The 20,341-nt window shown below is 57.8% G+C and carries 19 protein-coding genes and 1 pseudogene; all 20 read left to right on the top strand.

Annotated features, from left to right (window positions below):
- Window positions 1-239 precede the first annotated feature (239 nt).
- Window positions 240-1,289 carry a TcpQ domain-containing protein gene (locus tag AC3RPL_RS09990; protein WP_490739899.1) on the top strand — a complete coding sequence of 350 codons (1,050 nt, stop codon included), beginning with the start codon at window positions 240-242 and terminating at the stop codon, window positions 1,287-1,289.
- Window positions 1,289-1,726, top strand: coding sequence for a type IV pilus biogenesis protein PilM (gene pilM / locus AC3RPL_RS09985; protein WP_490739898.1), 438 nt, complete (start codon window positions 1,289-1,291; stop codon window positions 1,724-1,726). The genes AC3RPL_RS09990 and pilM overlap by 1 nt, the downstream gene beginning before the upstream one ends.
- 257 nt (window positions 1,727-1,983) lie before the next feature.
- On the top strand, window positions 1,984-3,621 hold the full coding sequence (gene pilN / locus AC3RPL_RS09980; protein WP_490739897.1) for a PilN family type IVB pilus formation outer membrane protein: 1,638 nt from the start codon (window positions 1,984-1,986) through the stop codon (window positions 3,619-3,621).
- A gap of 9 nt (window positions 3,622-3,630) precedes the next feature.
- Window positions 3,631-4,938, top strand: a pseudogene (gene pilO2 / locus AC3RPL_RS09975) (type 4b pilus protein PilO2).
- Window positions 4,925-5,503, top strand: a complete 579-nt coding sequence (gene pilP / locus AC3RPL_RS09970) for a type IV pilus biogenesis protein PilP (RefSeq protein WP_490739896.1) — start codon at window positions 4,925-4,927, stop codon at window positions 5,501-5,503. The pseudogene pilO2 and the gene pilP overlap by 14 nt, the downstream one beginning before the upstream one ends.
- A 4-nt stretch (window positions 5,504-5,507) precedes the next feature.
- The gene (locus tag AC3RPL_RS09965; protein WP_490739895.1) at window positions 5,508-7,031 is read left to right on the top strand and encodes a GspE/PulE family protein; all 1,524 of its coding nucleotides are present in this window, start codon (window positions 5,508-5,510) and stop codon (window positions 7,029-7,031) included.
- The gene (locus AC3RPL_RS09960; RefSeq protein WP_490739894.1) at window positions 7,024-8,139 is read left to right on the top strand and encodes a type II secretion system F family protein; all 1,116 of its coding nucleotides are present in this window, start codon (window positions 7,024-7,026) and stop codon (window positions 8,137-8,139) included. Before AC3RPL_RS09965 ends, AC3RPL_RS09960 begins: the two co-directional genes overlap by 8 nt.
- A gap of 261 nt (window positions 8,140-8,400) precedes the next feature.
- Window positions 8,401-8,754, top strand: coding sequence for a type 4 pilus major pilin (locus tag AC3RPL_RS09955; RefSeq protein WP_490739893.1), 354 nt, complete (start codon window positions 8,401-8,403; stop codon window positions 8,752-8,754).
- 39 nt (window positions 8,755-8,793) lie between these two features.
- Complete coding sequence (locus tag AC3RPL_RS09950; RefSeq protein ID WP_490739892.1) at window positions 8,794-9,150, top strand: hypothetical protein; 357 nt, start codon at window positions 8,794-8,796, stop codon at window positions 9,148-9,150.
- A 40-nt stretch (window positions 9,151-9,190) separates the two neighbouring features.
- Window positions 9,191-9,655: a lytic transglycosylase domain-containing protein gene (locus AC3RPL_RS09945; RefSeq protein WP_490739891.1), complete on the top strand. Its 465-nt coding sequence runs from the start codon at window positions 9,191-9,193 to the stop codon at window positions 9,653-9,655.
- An 18-nt stretch (window positions 9,656-9,673) separates the two neighbouring features.
- Window positions 9,674-10,327 (top strand): prepilin peptidase, encoded by a 654-nt coding sequence (locus AC3RPL_RS09940; RefSeq protein ID WP_490739890.1) that lies wholly within the window; start codon window positions 9,674-9,676, stop codon window positions 10,325-10,327.
- Window positions 10,327-11,763, top strand: a complete 1,437-nt coding sequence (pilV, locus tag AC3RPL_RS09935) for a shufflon system plasmid conjugative transfer pilus tip adhesin PilV (RefSeq protein WP_490739889.1) — start codon at window positions 10,327-10,329, stop codon at window positions 11,761-11,763. Before AC3RPL_RS09940 ends, pilV begins: the two co-directional genes overlap by 1 nt.
- A 182-nt stretch (window positions 11,764-11,945) precedes the next feature.
- On the top strand, window positions 11,946-12,329 hold the full coding sequence (locus tag AC3RPL_RS09930) for a DotD/TraH family lipoprotein (protein WP_490739888.1): 384 nt from the start codon (window positions 11,946-11,948) through the stop codon (window positions 12,327-12,329).
- Window positions 12,326-13,147 (top strand): type IV secretory system conjugative DNA transfer family protein, encoded by an 822-nt coding sequence (locus AC3RPL_RS09925; RefSeq protein WP_490739887.1) that lies wholly within the window; start codon window positions 12,326-12,328, stop codon window positions 13,145-13,147. The genes AC3RPL_RS09930 and AC3RPL_RS09925 overlap by 4 nt, the downstream gene beginning before the upstream one ends.
- Window positions 13,147-14,313, top strand: a complete 1,167-nt coding sequence (gene traJ / locus AC3RPL_RS09920) for a plasmid transfer ATPase TraJ (RefSeq protein ID WP_490740664.1) — start codon at window positions 13,147-13,149, stop codon at window positions 14,311-14,313. The genes AC3RPL_RS09925 and traJ overlap by 1 nt, the downstream gene beginning before the upstream one ends.
- On the top strand, window positions 14,310-14,600 hold the full coding sequence (locus AC3RPL_RS09915; RefSeq protein ID WP_490739886.1) for a conjugal transfer protein: 291 nt from the start codon (window positions 14,310-14,312) through the stop codon (window positions 14,598-14,600). The genes traJ and AC3RPL_RS09915 overlap by 4 nt, the downstream gene beginning before the upstream one ends.
- Before the next feature lie 30 nt (window positions 14,601-14,630).
- Window positions 14,631-18,278, top strand: coding sequence for an LPD7 domain-containing protein (locus tag AC3RPL_RS09910; protein ID WP_490739885.1), 3,648 nt, complete (start codon window positions 14,631-14,633; stop codon window positions 18,276-18,278).
- Between the two features lie 22 nt (window positions 18,279-18,300).
- Window positions 18,301-18,651 (top strand): conjugal transfer protein, encoded by a 351-nt coding sequence (locus tag AC3RPL_RS09905; protein ID WP_490739884.1) that lies wholly within the window; start codon window positions 18,301-18,303, stop codon window positions 18,649-18,651.
- Window positions 18,652-18,660: 9 nt separating this feature from the next.
- The gene (locus AC3RPL_RS09900) at window positions 18,661-19,353 is read left to right on the top strand and encodes a DotI/IcmL/TraM family protein (protein WP_490739883.1); all 693 of its coding nucleotides are present in this window, start codon (window positions 18,661-18,663) and stop codon (window positions 19,351-19,353) included.
- Window positions 19,354-19,356: 3 nt separating this feature from the next.
- The gene (locus AC3RPL_RS09895) at window positions 19,357-20,340 is read left to right on the top strand and encodes a DotH/IcmK family type IV secretion protein (protein ID WP_490739882.1); all 984 of its coding nucleotides are present in this window, start codon (window positions 19,357-19,359) and stop codon (window positions 20,338-20,340) included.
- Window position 20,341: the final 1 nt, after the last annotated feature.

The raw sequence follows: 20,341 nt of genomic DNA, 5'->3' as shown, positions 1-20,341 counted from the left end.
AATACTGCCCTGAGTCGCCGAATGATGATTTCTTTTGGTGAGCCTGATTAGCGTCGGGTTAAGTCAATAAAAAATAGCTCCGGTAAAGCAGCGCGACCGCCAGACGCGCACCGGTTATCAGCGGCAATGGTGCGACAGATTCTCAAGGGCATGAGCGCGGCCACTGCGTAAGTGTGGCAGAACAAAAAAAGTCACTTTTCCCCTACCTGGAACTTCCCTGCTTTTCCGGAGTTATCTCTATGTCATTTACCGAACGGGCAGGGCTGTTTCCGGTCCTGCTGTTGACCGGCTGCGTGCAGCCTGCGGTTTACACCGGGCCACCTTCGGGCAACGTGGTGGACAGCATACTGTCACGCAGCGCGGCCAACATCAGCGCCATGCAGTACCGGGTGCATCAGACCGGGCCCTCGGCTCAGCGTCCTGCTTCTCCTGCCACTAAGACTGTTCAGCCTCTTATGCTGGGAACCTCCAATACTTACGCGCTGAAAGTGAAGCCAGCGTCGACTCCTACGGTATCTTCATCTGCGGCTGGACAGGCAGACGGTTTTGTTTGGCAGGCCGGAGCAGCGCCCACATTGCGTGCGGCGCTGCGAAAAATTGTGCCGCCCGGACAGACAGTGGTGTTCGATAGGGCAGTTTCCGCAGACGCGCCTGCGTTGTGGCGCTGGACGGGCAACGACCGCTGGCAGTTCGTTAGTGAGAAAATGTTGGCTGCGCGTGGACTGAAAGCCACTTTCAACACGAAGGAACATACTATGAAGGTGGAGCCCGCACAGCGCGCGCAGACCGTTCATGACGTTACCTCTTTTTCACCCGCGGTGCTGCCCGGCTCGCCGGTCAAACAGATGGCCGCAAGCACAGTGAATGCCAGGTCGATGTCGGTGACACGGCGTAACCCGTTCCGCGGTGATAAAAACATCGTGCTTGCCTCAACGGTCAAATCGATGGGCATATCTGGCCCGCCGGTCGATTTTCCCGCCACATCTGCCACAACACCAACCATTGTCCAACTCAGGCACTGGCATATTGAAACGGGCAACACCGTTAAAGACTGGCTCTACAGCCAGGCGTCATCAGAAATCTGTAACGTACCCGGCATTAAAAACTGGACCATCGCGTGGCTGACGCCGACCAATTACCGGGTGGATGCGCCGCTTAACTTTGATGGCAGTTTCCGCGAGATGCTCAACCGGCTGTTTACCCTGTACGGAACCGCTAAGGTACCGCTTTATGCGGGCTATCGCGCTTCGCAGTGCGTGGTGTCCGTGGATGACAGGGAGGTGCAGTAATGATCATGTACTGGCTGATGATACTGTTTTCGGGGTTTCTGATAGTCGGGCTGTCGCCAGAACAGCGTGCTATTGAAGATGCAGGGCAATTGCAGGACCAAACGCTAAGTCAGCAGGCTACACAGATGGTGCGATATATGAACCGCATTAATGACTGGCGCTACAACAACCCGGCGGCGGATAACGTCAGCGTTAGCGACGCTCAGCTTTCAGGCTGGCAGAGCGTCTCCGGCCTGAACAACCACATCTACGGGGGCAGGACATTTCTCTGGCGCGTCAGTCAGCCCGGGCTGATGTCCGCACTGCTCACACAGACGCATCAGTCGGCGCTTGCCGGACGGGTTGCATCCCGCCGGCTGCTCGACATCACCGGCACTGATATGCAGATCACCGTGCCCGCCGCTATCCCAGATGCCAGCGTGGTGTGGGTTAACTGATTTCTTCCCGACCGCTTTGCGGTCCTTCCGGAGTTCTCCATGAAACAACTTTCCTGCCATATGGACGCCCCCAATCTCAGCGAGGTTGGGTGTGAAAACTATATCCGGGCCGCCGTGTACGGCCATTTTTGCACTGATTCTGTCGACTTTCTGCTTACGGGCGTGCTGGCGCGCCTTTCAGTTCCATCCGCAATTCGGATCCAGACTGGAACCCCCGCTGCGGCTATATATAACAACCAACCTGAGGCCAAGCGGCCATGAAAATTACTCCTGTTTTCCCACTGAGCATGATAGCGCTGTGTTTTTTCATTAGTGGCTGCAGCACACTGGACCGAGTTGGCGCAACTGAAAATCGTGCAGAGGCTATTGAAGCACAGGCTGCCACTCATCAGCGGACGCTGGAAAATGGACAAGTTGTCCGTGATCTGACATCACAGTGGATCAACCCAGTGCCCATCAGTGGAATCCCCGGACAGCGTTCTGAGTTGCCGCCGTGCGCAGTCAAAATTAACCGTCCTGGCATGGTCACACTTGCCTATGTCAGCTCCTTTATCACTGACCAGTGCCGCATTCCGGTTGTGATCACACCTGACGCACAAGCGGCCATTTCAAGGGGTAATGGCGCATCAGGTGCGAGGACAGAGAAAATTAACGGCCCGCTACCCGCACCTGACGCTAGCGGTATGGTGCCGCTTGCATCAATGGGTCAGACGGGCAGCCAACCGGTGTCTGTGCAGCAGGGTGACGGAGGCCTGCGTGGAGTCAGCTGGAACGGGGCCCTCAGTGGATTGCTGGACAACGTGACTACTCGCCTCGGTCTGTCGTGGCGCTATGAGTATGGGCACATCGCTATCTTCTGGCTCGATACCCGCAACTTCGCTATCAACTTTATGGACAGTGATGCAAGCTTTGTGTCGAAGACGGTGAGTGGGACCACGACATCTACCGGCACCACCGGAGGGAGCGGGGGCAATACCGGTGACAACAGCACGAGTCAGACCACCACTGCAACCATTAAGTCGAACATCTTTAAAGACGTAGAAAATACGGTGAAATCAATGCTGACGCCGTCGTCTGGCCGCCTGAATCTCTCCTCAGGCGTGTTGACAGTGACAGACACACCACGCGTGCTGGATGCTATCGGACGCTATATCGATGACCGCAACCGCGAGCTCAATCGTCAGGTGATGATTTCAGTGAAAGTCTTCAGCATGGAGAACCGTCATCAGAACCAGCTGGGTATTGACTGGAATGCTGTCCTGAACACTGGCAGCGTCGGCCTGTCACTAACCAGTCCGTTCACCGGGGCAGCCTCCGATGCACTGAGCGGCGGCGTCGCCATTCTCGATGGTAAAGGGCAGGGCACGCAAACGTTTCTCAAGGCTCTGGACGAGCAGGCAAAGCTCAGCGTGGTCACTTCAGCTTCTGCGCTGACAACCAATCTTTCGGCCGTGCCAGTTCAGAACGCCATCCAGCAAGACTATGTGCCGAACATCAGCACCAGCCAGACGGCTAACGTCGGTACCAGTACCTCCATCACCACGGCGACTATTACTACTGGTTTTAACATGACGGCGCTGCCGTTGCTGTTCCCGAACTCACCGAGGATGCAGCTGGAGTTCTCCATCAGTATGTCCGACGACCCGACTTTTAAGGACTTTACGTCCGGCGGCCAGAATGCCCAGCTGGCGAAGACCACACCCAAGACGATTGTGCAGCGCGTCATCATGCAGTCTGGTCAGACGCTGGTACTGAGCGGTTATGAGCAGTTAAGCGACTCGGCCAACCGACAGGGCACGGGCAGCTACAACTTCTTTGGCCTAGGCGGTGGGGCGCGCGGAGACGATAGTCGCCGTATGTTCATCATCCTGGTTACGCCCGTAGTGCTGGGGTAAGGGGACACTATGACGACAGAAGTGACGCCTGTATCGGCTGTAAGCGTCGTGGCTGCGGGAAAAACCGCGCTTGTCGCAGGCCTCCAGTGGAAATGGGTGGCCGCCCGCGGCAGTCGGCGCATGCGCATAGAGGCCCGCGACCAGTTTGCCAGTTACTGGCTGGCGCTGCCAGCGGGCACCGCAGACGAACCGGCAAACTGGCTGGGGTGTCTCAGTGACGAAGCGACCGTGCTGCCGAAAGGCAAACGTCCGGCCTCGTTGGCCGCAGCGGTACTCGGTAACGTACCCGCCGACTGCTGGGGCATCTTTATGCTGCCCGGCGGAAAGTACTGGTTTATGGCGGTCACTGGCGGCCATCCCTCGCCATACGGAGATGTGGTTGGCGATGCAGCAAGTGCCGTGCACGCAGCCGAACTGTTTCGGACAACGGCACCGGCACCTTCTGCGGGCTGGGTCGTGTTCGATCCCGAGGGCCTGTTTGAACTACCTGAAGCCCGCCGGGAAGGGCTTGATTCACTGCTCCCGGCCAGCCCGCCAGGCCGGGCGCTCATGCATAAAACCGAAAGCCGCATAGCCTCCCGCATGCTGCTATTGGGCGTGATCTGCGCCGGAGCAGCCTGGTATTGCAGTCACTGGCTTGAGATGCGGAAAAAGGCCGAACATGATGCCTGGGTGCATTCCGAACTGACGCGGGCGCGCGAGGCGGCCGCGCTTAAGCCTGCCAGCCTGAGCAAGCCATGGGGCGGGCAGCCTGACTTTTCAGGCATGCTCAGCGCCTGCGTGAAGCAGTGGCGGCAGGCACCGCTGTCGATTGCCGGCTGGGTGTTCAGCCATGCTGTGTGCGAGGCCTCGGGACAGCTCACGCTGCACTACGCCTTACCGGATGGTGGCACGGTCGGCGATTTTGCTGCCCGCCTGCCGCAGCTCTACGGGCTGGGCACTCCGGCCGTTTTCAACATGCCAGGTCCCTCAGATGACGCATCCTTTAAGGAACAGGTGCGCTTTGCGCCAGTGCCGCCCGAGTCACTGTTACCCGGCGATGAGCAACTACGGCGCATGACCAGCTAAGCGCAGCGCCTGCGGGCAAACCTGCACTTCAGCGAGCCAGTACTGCTGAACCAGACCGTCGGGCAGGATAAGGTTCCGCTGCCGTGGAAGCGATACAGCTTCACTTTCATCACCGATATCCCGCCGGACCGGCTGTTTGACGCTTCGCGTTTTCCGGGCAACGGGCTGCGGCTGAGTTTCGTGAAGGCCGAACTGCACAGCAGCCGGCTGACCTACACCCTGGAAGGAATGCTCTATGCAGAGAAATAAGTGGCGTTATCTGCTGCTGCCCGTGCTTGTCAGTAGCCAGCTGGCCGTAGCCAATCCGTCATCGTTGGAGAGTCCGGGCGCTCACGATGAAATCAGAAAAGAGAAAACCATGGCGGCCAATGGTGCATTAGCATCGCCTGCTGCTACACCGGGCCAGACTGTTTCGAACATCGGAGACAACAGCATGGGGCGACTTGAGGATATACAGCCCAAAACGCTGCTTTATGAGGCGCAACTTGCACAAGCGAAGGCGCTTAACGAGTTGCAGAAAAATGGCTACGACGCGGTGCTGGGCGTTCCCTTTAATCCCCAACCCGCAGCGCCAACGAAGGACAGCGCCACGGCAAAACCGGCGCAGGATAGCCGCATGCTGCCGTTGATTGTGGAGATTTCAGGTGGGCAGCAGCTTTCTGCCATGCTCCAGCTTGAAGGCGGCAACCAGGTGCGGGTGCAGGCGGGCAGCCGCATTCCGGGCACCGCGTGGACCGTCTCTAAAATCACGTTCAGCGAGGTTACCGTCAGCAGCCCTGAAAAGGGCTTCGTCTCACTTTCCTTCGCGGGGTAGGGGTATGGAATTCAGCGAACAAAGTCTGAACTGGTTGTACCTTGACGACAGCCAACCAGAGCAGCGGCGGTTGTACGTGTCCACCGAGCATCGCGCAAGTCCGGCGGTACAGTCTGAAATTGCCCGTGCCATGCGGCGTTATCCAAGATTGAGTATGGAGTCAGTCCACCTGAGCGAGCTTCGCCGGCTACAGACAGGCCGCACTGGAACAGCTGTTGTGGGTTCGTGGTCGCCTGAGCAGAAAAAGGTGGTTGATTTTATGCGCCGCGCAGGCGAAGCACACGCCTCGGATATTCACATCATTACTGGTGCAGAAAACATCACGGCGGTAGTTTTCCGCATCCACGGTGACCTTGAGTTGCAAGCTGAACTGGACGTGGAGGAGGGAATGAACCTCGCCTCGACCATCGTGATGTCCATGTGCGATGTGGCGCCGCAGGCTTTCAGTGAAAGCGACGAGCAGGACGGTCGCCTGCGCAATGAGTTTGTGAATGCACTCGGGCTTTACGCCGCACGCTACTCCGCCGTGCCAACCGAGTCCGGCCTTTACGTCGTTCTGCGCGTGATCCTTGACGAGAGCGAGGACATCCCCTCGCTGGATGTGCTGGGCTATCTTCCCGAGCAGCAGAAGCTGATACGTCGCATGCTGCAACGGCCAGAGGGCATCATTATTACTGGCGGTCCTACGGGCTCGGGTAAGAGCAAAACAATGCGTACCTTCTGCCATATGTACGTGGAGTTAACCCGGGGTAAACGTCGTCTCGTAACGGTAGAGGATCCGGTGGAGGGCAAAGTAAGAGGTGCCGTACAGACAACCATTCTTGCAGATCGCAACGATTCAGAGTCCGTCACCCGCGCCTGGCAGCGTCGCCTGTCGGCCTTTAAGCGCCTTGATCCTGACGCCGAAGTTGTGGGTGAAATCCGCGATGGTTGGTCAGCGCGGGCATGTATCAGCGAAGGTAAAAGCGGCAGCCTGGTGATGTCCACGCTTCACGCCAACGACGCGCCGGGCATCATTGACCGTCTGACCGATACGCTGGATATCCCGCCTGGTATGGTCATGGATCCTCAGGTAGTAATCGGCCTCATCGCACAGCGCCTTGTGCAGACGCTATGCCCGACCTGCAAAAAAGGCTGGGACGACGTCAGGGAAAAACTTTCCGAGGACGATCGTGAGCTGGTTGAGACCTTCTGCGATACCAAAACTGTCGCATTCCGCAATCATGCCGGCTGTAACGCGCCAGGCTGCTGGCACGGCATAACTGGACGGAAGGTCATTGCTGAGGTCATCCGCCCTGATGCTCATTTTATGCAGCTTTACCGTGAGCAGGGTAAGCTCGCTGCCCGCAGCTACTGGGTACACCACATGGGCGGCATTACCCGTGGTAAGCACCTGATGCGTTATATCACGGCCGGTGAGGTTGACCCGATTGATGCGGACAAGTTCAGTCCTCTTGATGAGGACACCCTGAACCTGCTGCCACCGGAGGCGCTGGTCCCTTCCGGAAGTGGTGGTAAACATGGCTGAACTAATGCGCATGCTGCGAGCACGTTTTAAAGGTTCGTTTGCCAAAAACAGGGCCCGCTCTGAGGGGCTGGGGCGCTGGATAGGGCAGAAGACCTTCAGCACTACCGACCGCATGACGCTGTACGAGGACCTTGCGTTTCTGCTGGAGAATAACCAGAAAACAGAGGACGCGATAGCGAGCATGCAGCGCACGCGGCGACGAAAAAACGATGCTGTTTCCCTTTGCCTGGGAGATGTACGCCACGCGCTGACGCGCGGCCGCGGCCTGGACGCGGGGCTGGCCGGATGGATACCTCCGCAGGAGGCGACAATTTTGCGGGCGGGGCGCGTGGCTAAAGACCTCCGAGGTGCGCTGCTGCGCGCCATCGAGGTGGTGAAGGGCATCGGCGAAATGAAAAACACGGCGGTAGTGAATCTGACCTATCCGCTGATGCTGGTGGGCGGGACGCTCTACATGATGCAAATGGTTTATGACCGCTTTTTGCCGCGACTCGAGCAGTTGGCTTCATCAGACCGCTGGACGGGGCCGCTCTGGTGGCTTGGCGCTATTACCCACTTCTTTATCAGTAACCGCTATCTGCTGGCGATGGGCCTTACGGTGTTCTGCATCTGGGTTATCTGGTCGTTGCCCCGGCTCACCGGGCCGCTCAGGCAGCGGGTACTGGACAGGCTGCTTCCGTGGAGCCTGTACCGCGAGATGCAGGGCGTGTCGTTCTTGCTGAACCTCAGTGCTCTACTTCGCGCCAATGTTCGCACGGAGGAGGCGCTCGACATGCTCAGTCGTAACGCCACCCCGTGGATGTATGAGCGACTTACGGCAACCCGGCGTCAGGTAGCGCGCGGAAAGCACCTCGGGCAGGCGTTAGCAGACAGCGGCTATGCATTTCCCTCACGTGAGGCAATCGACAGGCTACTGCTGCTGACGTCCGGTCCAGGCGGCGAGGACAATGTTGAAAACTTTGCGCGCATGTGGCTCACCAAATCCATTAACCGTATCAAACGTATTTCGCGGCTTATGCAGTTGCTCGGCATGCTGATCACCGCTGGTTATCTCATGCTCACGTTTATTGCTACCCAGGATCTGGGTTCGTTTATCGGCAACCGTTAACTTACTTTCCCAATGAGGTCTTTACCATGTCCCAAAATTTAAAACGTTATGCCGTCCACCGTGGCGCCCTCAACCTGCAGGAAGCGGTCATCGTGGGGATTGCTGTGCTGCTCGTGTTAGTTGGGGTGCTGGCATCCGGTAGCGGACTGTTCAGCCGGTCTGACTCTACCGAAGAGATGTCCAATGCCGGGGAGATCATGGCCAACACCCGCGGCTTGTTGAAAACCAGCCGGTACCTATCAATTCAGCTCTGCGGCGACAATGACCGGTGCATTGGTGCAGTTCGGCGGCGCTCCGGGCAGCATGGCGGTTATCGGCACGAAGTCTTCGGGCAGTGCATTGCTGAACAACCGCTGGGGCGGCAGTGTCACGGTGGAGCCGGTCAGCACATCCGGCGGGCAGAACACAGCATTTTCTCTCACCTATACGCAGGTACCGCAGGAAGCCTGTGCGCTGCTGGTGCAGAAGATGAGCGGTGCCAACAACGTGGCGTCAACCAGTATCAACGGCAGCGTGACCAGCGGCTCTGTAAGTGCATCGGTGGCGGCCTCACAGTGCACGGCGGATAGCGCTTCAACCGGCACCAACACGCTGGTATTTACCAGTAATACCTGACAGCAAGCCGGGGGCAACCCCGGCGCTTAGGAATAAAAAATGAACGTTATGCCACGTCAAAAGTTGCTGAATAAGCTAAAAGTGGGGATTGATTATTTTTGCAGAATAGTGCTTGCCTTTACCGGAGTATTCGCTTTGTTTATTGTTGTGATCTGGCTGGCAGTTGATAAAGCTAACACAGACGCCACTTTTGACTGCGCCTATAGTGTGACTACCCTTGCCAGCGTCCCTTATGACGCGATTAACGAGCGCAACGAGATACTAGGCCACTTTGAGCGTCAGCCTGACGGCAATATCTGGCTGATGAACCTGGACACTTCTGTTCAGGATGCCAGCCGCTGCCTTCGGCAAAAGGGCTATACCGCCGGGCAGCTCAGCAAGATAACCCCGCGCTGACGCCATCTTTCAGCCTTCATTAATTTTCACGGTATGCATCATGAAGAAACTTTTTACCCTGCTGCTGGCTGGCGGGTTGATGCTATGTGCCTCCCGCTCCGCGCTGGCATTCTGCTATAACGAAGCAGGTGCGCGTTACCATGTCGACCCGCAGTTGCTTCGCTCCATCAGCAAGGTGGAAAGTGGCTTTAACCCCGGGGCCATTGGTTTCAATCGCAATAAAAAGGGCCTGGTGACCAGCCGGGACTTTGGTCTGATGCAAATCAACTCTACTCATGTGCAGCAGCTGCGCGACATGGGAGTACTGCAGAACGAGCAGGACCTGCTGACAAAACCCTGCCTGAATGTGATGGTGGGCGCGTGGATACTGGCGCGCCATCTTCAGGTCTGCGGCGTCACCTGGGAGTGCCTTGGCAGCTATAACGCAGGTTTTGCTGAAGACAACACGGCCCGCCGTATGCTTTACGCGCGCAAGGTCTATGCAGACTATATGGCTCGCCGCTGAATATCACCTGGAAAACATATGAATTCATATAGTTATGGTCCTGCTGCTGGCTTGTGGCTTGCCGGCTGCGCCGGGTTATTTGTGGTACAGGCTCATCAGGCCAGCCGCTTTCTGCGTACGCACGGCGGGCCGTCCCTGACCTTGCATCTTCTGACGCCGGTTGCCTTAATTTATATGCTTACCGCTGGCTGGCTGCTAACGCTGCCTCCCACCGTGTCGCACAACACAGTGTTACGAGGCGTGGCCCTGATGGTGCTTGCGGTACCACTGACGCTGACTGACTTGCGTTGTCAGTGGTTACCGATGCGGTACACAGTGTCGTTTTGGCTGGCCGGACTGGCCTCTGCGACACTACCGGATGCCGTGCTGACGTTCACTGAGGCACTGATGGCAAGCATGATCGCATATTTACTTTCTGGTGCCGTGCGCTGGCTGGCTAACGTTCGCCAGACTGACGAGCGCATGGGGCTGGGTGATGTTTACCTGATGGCCGGTCTGTGTGCCTGGCTGCCCTGGAGGAGTGCGTGTTACGCCGCTGCCGGCGGGCTGCTGTTGTGCTGCTTGTGTGCTGCGCTGACACGTCAAACGTCAAAACCTTTTGCACCCGCGCTGTTTGGTTACCTGTGCGGCCTGTCTATCCTCTCTCCCCAACAGCTGGTTGGAGTTCTCTGATGAAATTACTTAAACGAAAGCCGCGAGCGATGCACCGTGGGAACATGCTGCTGGAGCTCGGCATAGTGATGGCCATCGTACTCTTTATCGCGCCCGATGCAATGGACCGCTACGCCGGTATACAGCAGGAAAAAGTCTGGACCGGTACCGCCTCTCACTTAAGCTTCGTGGCACAGGCAGGAAAGAGATACGTACGCGACAACCGAGACACGCTGCTGACGCAGGTAGCAGCGGGTCCTGTGGTTATCACTGGGGCAACGCTTCTCACGCAGGGCTACCTGCCAGCCGGTTTTTCGCTGACCAATGACAGCGGTCAGAGTTACCAACTTGCGGTGGCTAAAGACCCCGGTCAGGCCGGGCAGCTGGTTGCCTTTATTCTGACGACTGGCGGCAGCGAAATCCCCTATAAGGGACTTCGTCAGATTGCATCGGATACGGAAGGGATGGGCGGGTACGTCTGGCCCGAGAATACGGCAGTGGGTGCCAATGGTGGCTGGCAGGCGAAGCTTGGCGATTACGGGCTGAGTGGCCAGCAGGGGCGCCTCGCGGCTTTTCTGTCAGCCGATGCGTTGGGTACGGATGCCGAAGAGAGTGACAGACTTTACCGCTATCAGGTCACAGGCCGGCCAGACCTGAATCGAATGCATACCTCCATTGATATGAATGGTAATAATATCAACAACGGCGGCACGGTTAATGCGGTAACGGGTGCCTACACCGGACAAATTTCCGCAGGAACAAGTGTGAATGCCGGAGGTGATGTTGTCGCGGGGGGGAACATCACGGCAAACAACGATATACGCAGTAATAATGGCTGGGTTGTTACTCGTGGAAGTAAGGGCTGGCTTAATGAAACCTATGGTGGCGGATTTTATATGTCCGATGACCAGTGGGTTCGCTCTGTCAATAACAAAAATATCTATACCGGGGGGCAGGTAAGGGGCGGCAGCGTCAGGGCAGATGGTCGACTTTCAACAGGGGAAGCTCTGCTGCTCGAGGGCATATATTCAGCAGACAGCGACTGCTCGCCAAATGGCCTGGCAGGACGTGATGCATCTGGGGCAATACTTTCATGCCAGAATGGTAAATGGAAAGGGAGCTCATGGAATGGTGAATATCACTATCTTGGAGGTTATACCTCATCTTACACATCAACGAATACCTCAGGCCAGAGCATGATGATTGTCGCTTCTGGCGGGGTATCGACAGTTAATAAGAGCATAGCAAGCGGTCAGAATTGCAACGTTACCTGGGCTTTACAAGGTACTGTAAACGGTACAGCCATAGTGTCCGCTTCTGATAACAATCCCGAATGGGCGAAACAGGGAAGCATCACTTTCCCTGTTCCTGCCGGGGCAACTTTTGGCGTTAATTCAAACCCCAGTCCATCTTATGGTTGTTCCCCAGGATCCTTTACTCTTTATTCATATCAGTAGCTGACAGCTTCTCCGTTAGTCCCCAGACCGTTTTGAGTGCGGTTGCATCAATACCTCTTTACGAGGCAGCAATTATTTTCCCGGAGTCATTGATGAAAATTTCATTTACTTCTGCCTGTGTGGCAGTAGCGTTTCTGACTGCGTGTCAGTCGGTACCAACAGCTCCTACTAAAGAAAAAAGTGTGCAAAAAAATCCTGAAAAAACTGCTTTACAGCGGGAATCTTTATGGATGGATGGTTCATTGCGAGAAACAGCTACGCTGCCTTTAAGTGTGATACGAGCTGACAGCGATCGCGTGACTTTTAGCTGGAGCGGTGATGCGGTGGAACTCCTGAGTACGCTTTCCCGGGCGCGCGGGCAGACTTTCAGTTACACAGGAATTCGTCTGCCGCTGCCTGTCGATATTGAGGTTCAGGGTGTCACCTATGCAAATGTGCTGCGCATCATTGAGATGCAGACCGCCTGGCGCGCCACGCTCGTCACGTATCCCGGACAGATGGTGTTGCAGTTTATGCCATCCCTGCCAGCGGAACCGGTCCGCTTCAGAAAGGGAGGCCGCCGATGAAAGCCTGTTTACGTGCCCTGCTGCCCGCGTTGCTGGCAGGCTGCGCAGGGTTTCACCTCTCAAAGCCAACACCCGCGACCGGGCCTGACGGCGCACCGCCGCCGGGTCCGGAGGCTTACCTGTCGCCCCAGAAACGCGACACATCTGATGTATCCGACAACCGCCGGCAGATGCTGACCGAAGGAGGCCGCACTACCGGCTTTCGCGGCGGCAAGGCGAAGCGGGCGTGGGAGCTCCGGCGTGACCTTGAGGCGCGCGCGAAGCAGCTTGACACCACCTATGACTTCCGCCCTCTCATAAGTGCCCGCGGCTGGCTACCGCCTGTCATTACCGAAGCAGTGGATGTGGCGCACGTTACTCCGGACCAGATACGAACGGCCAGTCATGTGTACGAAATCATCCAGCCCGAACGCTTTGTGAGTAATCCGCCTTCATGGCGCGGCTGGCTGATGGCCGGGCTTAGCACAGTGCCGCCTGACGAGCCGGAGGGCGGGCTTGTCCCTGAGAACGGCGTGCAGCGCGATATCTGGCAGGCGGCGGTTAATGAGGGTTGGGCAGAAGGCCGCCAGAGCGCCGACGAGACGCTTGAGGCGAATGTCAACCGCCTGACGCGCGACTACAACGGCATGTTGCAGTACGTGCTGTTGCGCCGCCAGAACCTTATCACCGCGCCGGTCGTGACCGAGCGTCAGCAGACGGTTACCGGCGACAGCAACAAACTCACCACGGGCGACCGGGAACGCCGTCTGGAATTGAGGGCTGGATTTGTCACCGAAAAGACAAAGTGGAAACCGATCATCAATACGGAGAAACGCTGATGGTAGCCCCAGACCTGAAATTTTACGATTTCAGCGGCGGCCTAAACGCAGACGCGCTGCGAGGATTTATGGTGTGGAGCTCACAAAATAATGTAAGCGACATCCATTTGCAGGGAGATAACCACTTTGTGGTAGGCCGCTACGGGCGATTGCTCAAGGCAAGCCCCTTCCCAGTAGCGGACGATACGCTGGCCAAGCTAATGGATGAGGTTTTCTCTCCTGAGCTACGCCCACAGGTGCGCGGAGGGCTCTCAGTGGACCGTGCCATGCAACTCGATGGCGACATGTACGGACGCTGGGGACTGACTCGCGGGGAGCGCGTCCGCTTTCGCGTAAATCTATTGCAGGGCACAGCGGGCAGGCAGGACAGTACTATTGGCTGGACAATGCGGGTTATCCCCTCCTACATCCCGCCGCTCGAAGATATGGGGCTGGCGCCTGAGCTGATGGAAAACATCCTGCCAACAAAGGGGATTGGTATATGGGGAGGAATTACGGGTTCAGGAAAGAGCACTGCCTGTGCATCAACCTACCGTTACTGCCTCGATAAGTATCCTGACCGCAAGGTCACCACCAAAGAGGATCCGATAGAGTACATTCTGGGCCGCCCTGGCGACATTCTGCCGCCGCTACAGTCGCAAGTGGGTAAAGATATTCCTGATTTTGCGACCGGCATCCGCGCGGATCTGCGACGCGCACCGTCGGTTATGGGAGTGGGAGAGATGCGCGACCGTGAAACTATTGATGCCGGTATCCGAGCCGGCCAGCTTGGTCACTTTTGCCTTACTACCACGCATATCGAAACTCCGGGGGAAGTTTTCGCCCGCCTGGTGATGGAGTTCCCGCACGAAAGCCGCGAAGCCATGGCGTGGGCTCTGCTTGGCGTTCTGCAGTACGTCGTGGTTCAGACGTTGCTGCGCACCACAGATGGTAAACGCATTGCGGTACGCGAGTACATCGTCCTGGACTACAACCTGCGTGAGAAGCTTGCAGGCATGCCGTGGTCGCAGTGGGGTCCACATGTGAACAACATCATCAAGCTGGAGAAGCGTCGCATCGTCGACCAGGCCTGGCAGCTGTACTGCACCGGCCGAATTGCGGGATCCGAGCTGGCCGAAGTGATGTCGCCGCGCCAGCGCCGTGAGTTTGAGGAGGGCACCGCGTGAGTGCGTTCAGAAAAGAAGATTATCCGCCGGGTTTCTGGCGACGAGCCAGCAGCGCGGTGAACTTCGTTGGTATTCCTGCCTGGCTGTTCCTGCTTTATCTCTTCTGGTTCCGATTTCCTGTCTGGAACACGCTTTATATCGTCACCGGCATCATCGCTGCATTTCGCGTACTGAGGATGTTTGGCTGGGGCGTGACCGAACTTCTCACACGCCTGGCCCGCCGGGTGCGCGGAAAAAGTCTGAGCGGCCGCCCGTGGTGGTACCGCCGGTTCACCGACGGCGAGTAGCCGTACTGACACTGCGTCACAGGAGGTTTCATGAAAACAGCGGACTACCCGGTGTGGCTTGCGGTCATGCCGGACCAGCGCGATGCTGCACGCGTCGACGCCGGAAAGCACCCGGATGGGCGTAATGCAATAAAGTGGGATAAAGAAGCCCAGCTCTGGTACGCACGACCGGGCGCTGACCTGAGCCGACTGCATGCATGGATGCCTGACCCATCCAGACGGAGCGGGGGAGGGGATCCGCATGCGGAGTTTCTGGACGCGCTGACTGACGCCGGACTGATTATAAACGGTCTACCAGTCATGGACGGGGAAATTCACCGTGTATCGGTGACCGATGGCCCTAAGGGCAATGGTGACGGCGTCTACCGTGGTTTTCTGAACGGCAGCAAGCCCGGAGGCTGGTTTATTAACTACTGGACTGCCAAAACGCATAAGGACATTACAAAGTGGAAAGGAACGGGCGGTGAATCCGATTCAGTTGCCCGCCTGCATATGAAAGCGGTTGCACGCCAGTTCCGTGATGACTCCGCACGCCATCTGGCTGAGACGCACGCCAGACAGACAGCTAAAGCAAAGGCGCTTTATCAGCGCCTGCCTCCTGCTGACCCGGGCCATGCATATCTGCAACGTAAAGGCGTGACGGCGGATGCTGATATCCGGCAGACGCGCAATGGGGCGCTGGTTGTGCCGTTTCAGGATGTAGAAGGTGTTTTCAGAACGTTGCAGTACATCCCGCCTGACGGCGAAAAGTACCTGTTTTCAGAGGCGCCAAAGGCCGGTCACTTTAAGGTCGTGGGCGGCGGGCTGCGTGATGGCGAACCCATTCTTTATGCCGAAGGGTACGCCACGGCTCGCAGTCTGAACGAGGTCACCGGCCTGCCGGTCGTGATGACCATTGATGCCGGCAATATGCTGAACGTTGCTGACGTTCTTAACGCCCGTTACCCGACCAGCCCGCATCTGTTCATGATCGACTTCGACCACAGCAAGTCGGTAAACACCGGCCTCGTCATGGGGAACCAGGCCGCGCTCAATACCGGAGGGGCGGTAATTGCCCCCGATTTCGTGCCTGCAGAACGCAGCGCGGGGATGACGGACTTCAACGACATACACCAGTTCCGCGGTGCTGAAGCCCTCCGGGCCGATCTCCTTCCCCGAATTCATCAGGCCCTTGCCGGGCTTAACTATAAGGAAACAGTCATGGCCACACCCGACGACGTACAGCCTGCGCCGGATAACCTTCCCGCCGCGTCCCCTGACTCCGTTGAATCCACGCCTTCCCGCCGCTCCGGGGCGGCGAAAGAGAAAACGGATGAGGTCCTGAAGCTGCGCGATGAAGGGCTTAACGCCGGGAAGATTGCTGAACAGCTCGGCATCGGGCAATCCAGCGTGTACCGCATTCTGAAAGCCCAAAAAACTGAAACCGCCGCAGAAAAAGGGGCGGTGGAATTCGCAAATACGCAGGGTGAAAGCGCTATGCCCGCAACTGATACCGTTCCGGGCATTACCGGTGATGCTTCCCCGGCCCCGCCCGTTAGTGACTCACCTGCTGACGCCGTCACGCCTGAACCGACCCCCGCGAAGGCTGCGGTACCGGCACCGGAACCACAGGCGTCGACTGAACGCGCGGATGATATTGCCCGCGCGGCGGCACTTTCCGCCTCGGGACTGAGTCTTGCCCGGGTGGCCGCCGAGATGAATTTTGGCATCAGTGAAACGCGCCGACTGATTGAGGCAGGAAAGAAGCAGGAAACCCCTTCAGCTGCTACCCCCGCAGATGCACCCACAGAAACCCCTGCGGTGGATTTTAGTAGTGACTTCCGTGACATTGCAGAACGTCTGCGCGCCCTCAGAGGTGAGTCGGAGTCGCTGGATAACGATATTCTGGCTCAGCGTCTGGGCGCGCTTGTTAACGAACGGATCGGCCTGACTGAAATGTGGGCTCAGGGAAATGATACGGAAAAAGCGCGCGCTCCCTCAGAAGATAGCGAAGCGCTGGAAGCTGAACTGCGCGAGGAGCTGGCCAGGCGTTCTGTGCCGACCGCTTTGCCGCTGACTGCGGCCTTCGGTGAAGATAACGCTATTCTCGTTGGCGCATCGCGCGTGGCACCGCAGGATGAAGAGGCGCCAGCTTCTTCAGGGCCGAAAAACTCACGCATCGATTCGGATAAGCTGCTGAGTCGCGTCACTCATGAGAAACAGCCGGACGGGAAAAGTGTGCTGTACAAGCTGGACGGTGAACCCGCTTTTTATGACCGTGGAAACCGTCTGGTTATGGCAGAGGGCGCGAGCTCGCACGAAGAGAAAGTGCTCGCCGCACTGCTGACTGCCGCCAATCACTACCAAGGGCGCATTGAACTAACCGGGAGCGACGCTTTTAAAGCATTCGCGATTGGCGTCATCGTGGCAAACAAGCTGGAAGTGAGCATGAAAAACCCCAACCAGCAGGCAGACCTGGACGCGGCACGCCGTGCTGCTGGTCAGCCTGTTGGCCCGACCGCCCATGCTGATGCGGTACGCGGCGATCCGAAGGTACTGCGGACAACTGAGCCATCGCCAGTCACGCCGCACGTACGAACGGCACAGAATGATGGGCCTGCGCTGAATACAGCACCCGTGACAACGTCACATGCCGAAACCACTGTAGCGACCCCTGAAACCGCAGCGACGAAAATACTTCCTTCGATCCACACTCCTGCTGAAAAGGCCCGCGAGCCGGTCACCGGTAAGGTGACCGCCTGCGGTCATGCACCGTTCCGGTTTGAGGCAGGCGAGAGTAATAGCACCTTTATTACTCTTCGCAGCAAAGAGGGCGTGCAGACTTTCTGGGGTAAGGAACTGGCTGGCCTGTTGCGCGAAACCAACCTAAAAACTGGCCGCATGGTTACATTGCAGTGGCAGGGTGAGCAACCAGTCACCATTAAGGTTCCAAAGAAGAACAGCGACGGCGAGGTCACACACTATGAGAACGTTGAAACGCACCGTAATCGGTGGTCGCTGGTCCCGGCCGGCGGAACGCGTGTGCAGACCGGCATGGACGAAATGGTGCCGCTCTCGGCCGTGGACGTGAATCGCTATACGCAGATACAACATACCCTGTTGAGCCGCCACGGGCTGGAAATTGATTCGCCACCCAGGCCTGCTGACGGATTGTACTGGTTCAGGCCGGACGGTCAGGGGAGCAGTCAGTCCGGTGATCCACTGTCAGCTCCACGTCCTGCCCACAACGAACGTGCCGGCATACAGGTCATGTCCGCGTGGGGTGAGGACGGACGCCCGGACCTGCTTCTGGTTCAGGGTGACGGTGACTACCTTCAGGGTGTGGTACGGCAAAACGGGACTTATCAGCATGTGCTGGTCAGTCTCCCGGGAAGCGCAGAGGCGCCGCCGATGGTGGTGAACCTGCTGACGCCTGAAGGTGCACAGCCCATCGGAAATGGTAATGGCATCAACCGCTCAAACGGCCAGCCGATTGCGCGGGAGCACGTGGTGGTGCGGCTGACAGGCGACGAGCAGCCACGGATTGCGAAACTCGACGCGCCGGCCGATGTACCCGCCGCGCTCCACGCCCGCCTCGGTTATGACGAACGCTATAAAGCAGAGTCCGGCTGGGCAAAGGAGCAGCCGGCAGCAGCACCACAGGCAGCACCGGTCACGCCGCCGCGGCCGGCACAATAATCGATCCCACCGGAGAACTCACATGATGATAAATACAGCGACCGCCCTTGTGGCGGTCTTTTTCTGCTGCACCGCTTTCGGGGCTGACGCCGCGACCTGTCGTTCCGGAACGGCCGCACAAGCCGGCAGCGAGGCAGGTTATAACGCCGCCAAAAAGGCCAGCGATGCGTGGGCTGCACGCGAGAGCCAGACCTCAGACCAGCTCCAGAACTGTCTGTCCGGCATTCGTAATATCTCCATCAGTCTTCCGAACCTGCCGAGTCTCCAGGACATCATGAACCAAGCGTCAGAGAAGGTCTGCGGGGCGTTGAACGACAAAATCAACAGCAACCTACCGACCAACATCGACCCGTGGCAGTCCTACGGTCTGTAAGGATCCCCCATGCAAAAACAACATTCCGACGCGCCGGTGGAGGCTCCGGCCGGGGTGCTACATGAACCAGACGCGTACCAACACGCCGTGCAGGCGCAGCACTCGCGGTCCCTTGGCACCGACTTTGCGCGCAGCTGCCTGAAAAAACTGGGCTGGAGTCTGATCGTGAATGCGATACAGGCTGTGGCAATCATCGTGCTGATTTTCCTCTACGTTAACGTGCCGCGAGAGTATTTCACGACTGAAGATGGTCGCATGACGCCAGCTTATCCGACAAACGAGCCTGTCTGGAGCGAAAGTGACGTGCGGCAGTTCGGGGCGGACACTATCGCTAAGTCCTTCACGCTGGATTTTGTGCATTTCAGGAACCAGATGACAGAGGTTTCTCCGAGATACTCGGAGGAAGGCTACGCTGGCTATAACATTGCGTTGAGTACCGGATCCAACATTCTGTCACTCATTAAAGACAAACGCATGAACCTCACCCCCTCCGTTGAACCGGGCGTCATTACCAAACGAGGCGTGATTGATGGTCGTTATACGTGGGAGTTCCAGTATCCCGTGACGCTGCGACTTCAGGGACAAACCACGAACTCGCCACCCTTACGTTACATCTTCACACTGCGCATCCAGCGTGTGGACTCGCGCGTTAAAAAACGCGGCCTTGAGGTCACGCAGACCATCACCAACAACGCAGGATAAGAAATGGCTATGAGCAACTTTCGCACGCTGGCTTTGTGGCTGGCGCTGTGCGGCAGCGCAGGCGCCACAACCACCTCTGATACATCTCCGGCGGCTGCTAACAATGGCGGCTGGCGTACCACAACAACGACGGGCGGAGCAACGGCAGGCAGTACAGTCGCTGCTTCAGGTACGCTTCCCGGGCAGGCCTTGCCACCGCCTACATCGGTTGCGTACGACCAGGCGCAGGCAACCATTGCACCGCTGACGCCGGATGAAATCCGACAGCTGCGGGCACAGCAGACCGAGCAGAATCGGGCACTGGCCACGCCGGGTATTACGGCAGTGCCACGCATCAGCGCACAGACCGTGAGCCTTCAGCCTGGCGCAAGCCTGCCGCTGGTACGAACCGCGGTGAACTGGCCGGCAACGGTGAGCTTTATTGACAGCACGGGTGCCCCCTGGAAAATCCTCGGTGACCCGGTGAGTGGCTCCCCGGATATTGAGGTGAAGTGGATCCCAGGCATGCCTTTTATGGTCATCAATGCAAAGCGCGATTTCGTGAACGCGTTGATAACCGTGGGACTGGAGGGATTGCCCGTGCCGTTACAGATCAGTGTTATGAGCGGAGAGCCTGATACCGGAAAAAAAACCTGGACGGTTGATGCCCGCCTTGATCTGCGTATCCCCCGACGTGGTCCCGGAGCTGCACCTGATGCACCGGGGCCGTCACGTATTGCTCTGCACGATGACGTGTTGCAGGCATTTCTGGATGGTGTCCCTCCTTCAGGCGCAAAACGTCTGAAAACAACTGGCAGCGTGCCGGATACGGCGGTGTGGCAGCAGGGCGACGACCTTTACATCCGCTCGCGCGCGGACATCCGCGACGAGTTCGACACCACGCTGTCGTCCGCAGATGGCACCCATCTTTGGAAGCTGCCGCTGACGCCGCGCGTGGCCTTCTCCGTTGACGGGCGGACCGAAGTCCTCAGCATTGCCCTGGAGTAAT

The sequence above is a fragment of the Erwinia papayae genome (genome assembly GCF_058241465.1).
Note: the sequence above shows the minus strand (reverse complement) of the source record. Positions and strands in the feature narration are given on the sequence as shown.

Bases quoted from the DNA above. Each gene is read 5' to 3' on its own strand.
- AC3RPL_RS09940 (WP_490739890.1), top strand. From the start codon at position 9,674: ATGAATTCATATAGTTATGGTCCTGCTGCTGGCTTGTGGCTTGCCGGC.
- AC3RPL_RS09990 (WP_490739899.1), top strand. From the start codon at position 240: ATGTCATTTACCGAACGGGCAGGGCTGTTTCCGGTCCTGCTGTTGACC.
- AC3RPL_RS09900 (WP_490739883.1), top strand. From the start codon at position 18,661: ATGCAAAAACAACATTCCGACGCGCCGGTGGAGGCTCCGGCCGGGGTG.
- AC3RPL_RS09945 (WP_490739891.1), top strand. From the start codon at position 9,191: ATGAAGAAACTTTTTACCCTGCTGCTGGCTGGCGGGTTGATGCTATGT.
- AC3RPL_RS09905 (WP_490739884.1), top strand. From the start codon at position 18,301: ATGATGATAAATACAGCGACCGCCCTTGTGGCGGTCTTTTTCTGCTGC.
- traJ (WP_490740664.1), top strand. From the start codon at position 13,147: ATGGTAGCCCCAGACCTGAAATTTTACGATTTCAGCGGCGGCCTAAAC.
- AC3RPL_RS09925 (WP_490739887.1), top strand. From the start codon at position 12,326: ATGAAAGCCTGTTTACGTGCCCTGCTGCCCGCGTTGCTGGCAGGCTGC.
- AC3RPL_RS09955 (WP_490739893.1), top strand. From the start codon at position 8,401: ATGACCGGTGCATTGGTGCAGTTCGGCGGCGCTCCGGGCAGCATGGCG.
- pilM (WP_490739898.1), top strand. From the start codon at position 1,289: ATGATCATGTACTGGCTGATGATACTGTTTTCGGGGTTTCTGATAGTC.
- AC3RPL_RS09965 (WP_490739895.1), top strand. From the start codon at position 5,508: ATGGAATTCAGCGAACAAAGTCTGAACTGGTTGTACCTTGACGACAGC.
- pilP (WP_490739896.1), top strand. From the start codon at position 4,925: ATGCAGAGAAATAAGTGGCGTTATCTGCTGCTGCCCGTGCTTGTCAGT.
- pilV (WP_490739889.1), top strand. From the start codon at position 10,327: ATGAAATTACTTAAACGAAAGCCGCGAGCGATGCACCGTGGGAACATG.
- pilN (WP_490739897.1), top strand. From the start codon at position 1,984: ATGAAAATTACTCCTGTTTTCCCACTGAGCATGATAGCGCTGTGTTTT.
- AC3RPL_RS09910 (WP_490739885.1), top strand. From the start codon at position 14,631: ATGAAAACAGCGGACTACCCGGTGTGGCTTGCGGTCATGCCGGACCAG.
- AC3RPL_RS09960 (WP_490739894.1), top strand. From the start codon at position 7,024: ATGGCTGAACTAATGCGCATGCTGCGAGCACGTTTTAAAGGTTCGTTT.
- AC3RPL_RS09895 (WP_490739882.1), top strand. From the start codon at position 19,357: ATGGCTATGAGCAACTTTCGCACGCTGGCTTTGTGGCTGGCGCTGTGC.
- AC3RPL_RS09950 (WP_490739892.1), top strand. From the start codon at position 8,794: ATGAACGTTATGCCACGTCAAAAGTTGCTGAATAAGCTAAAAGTGGGG.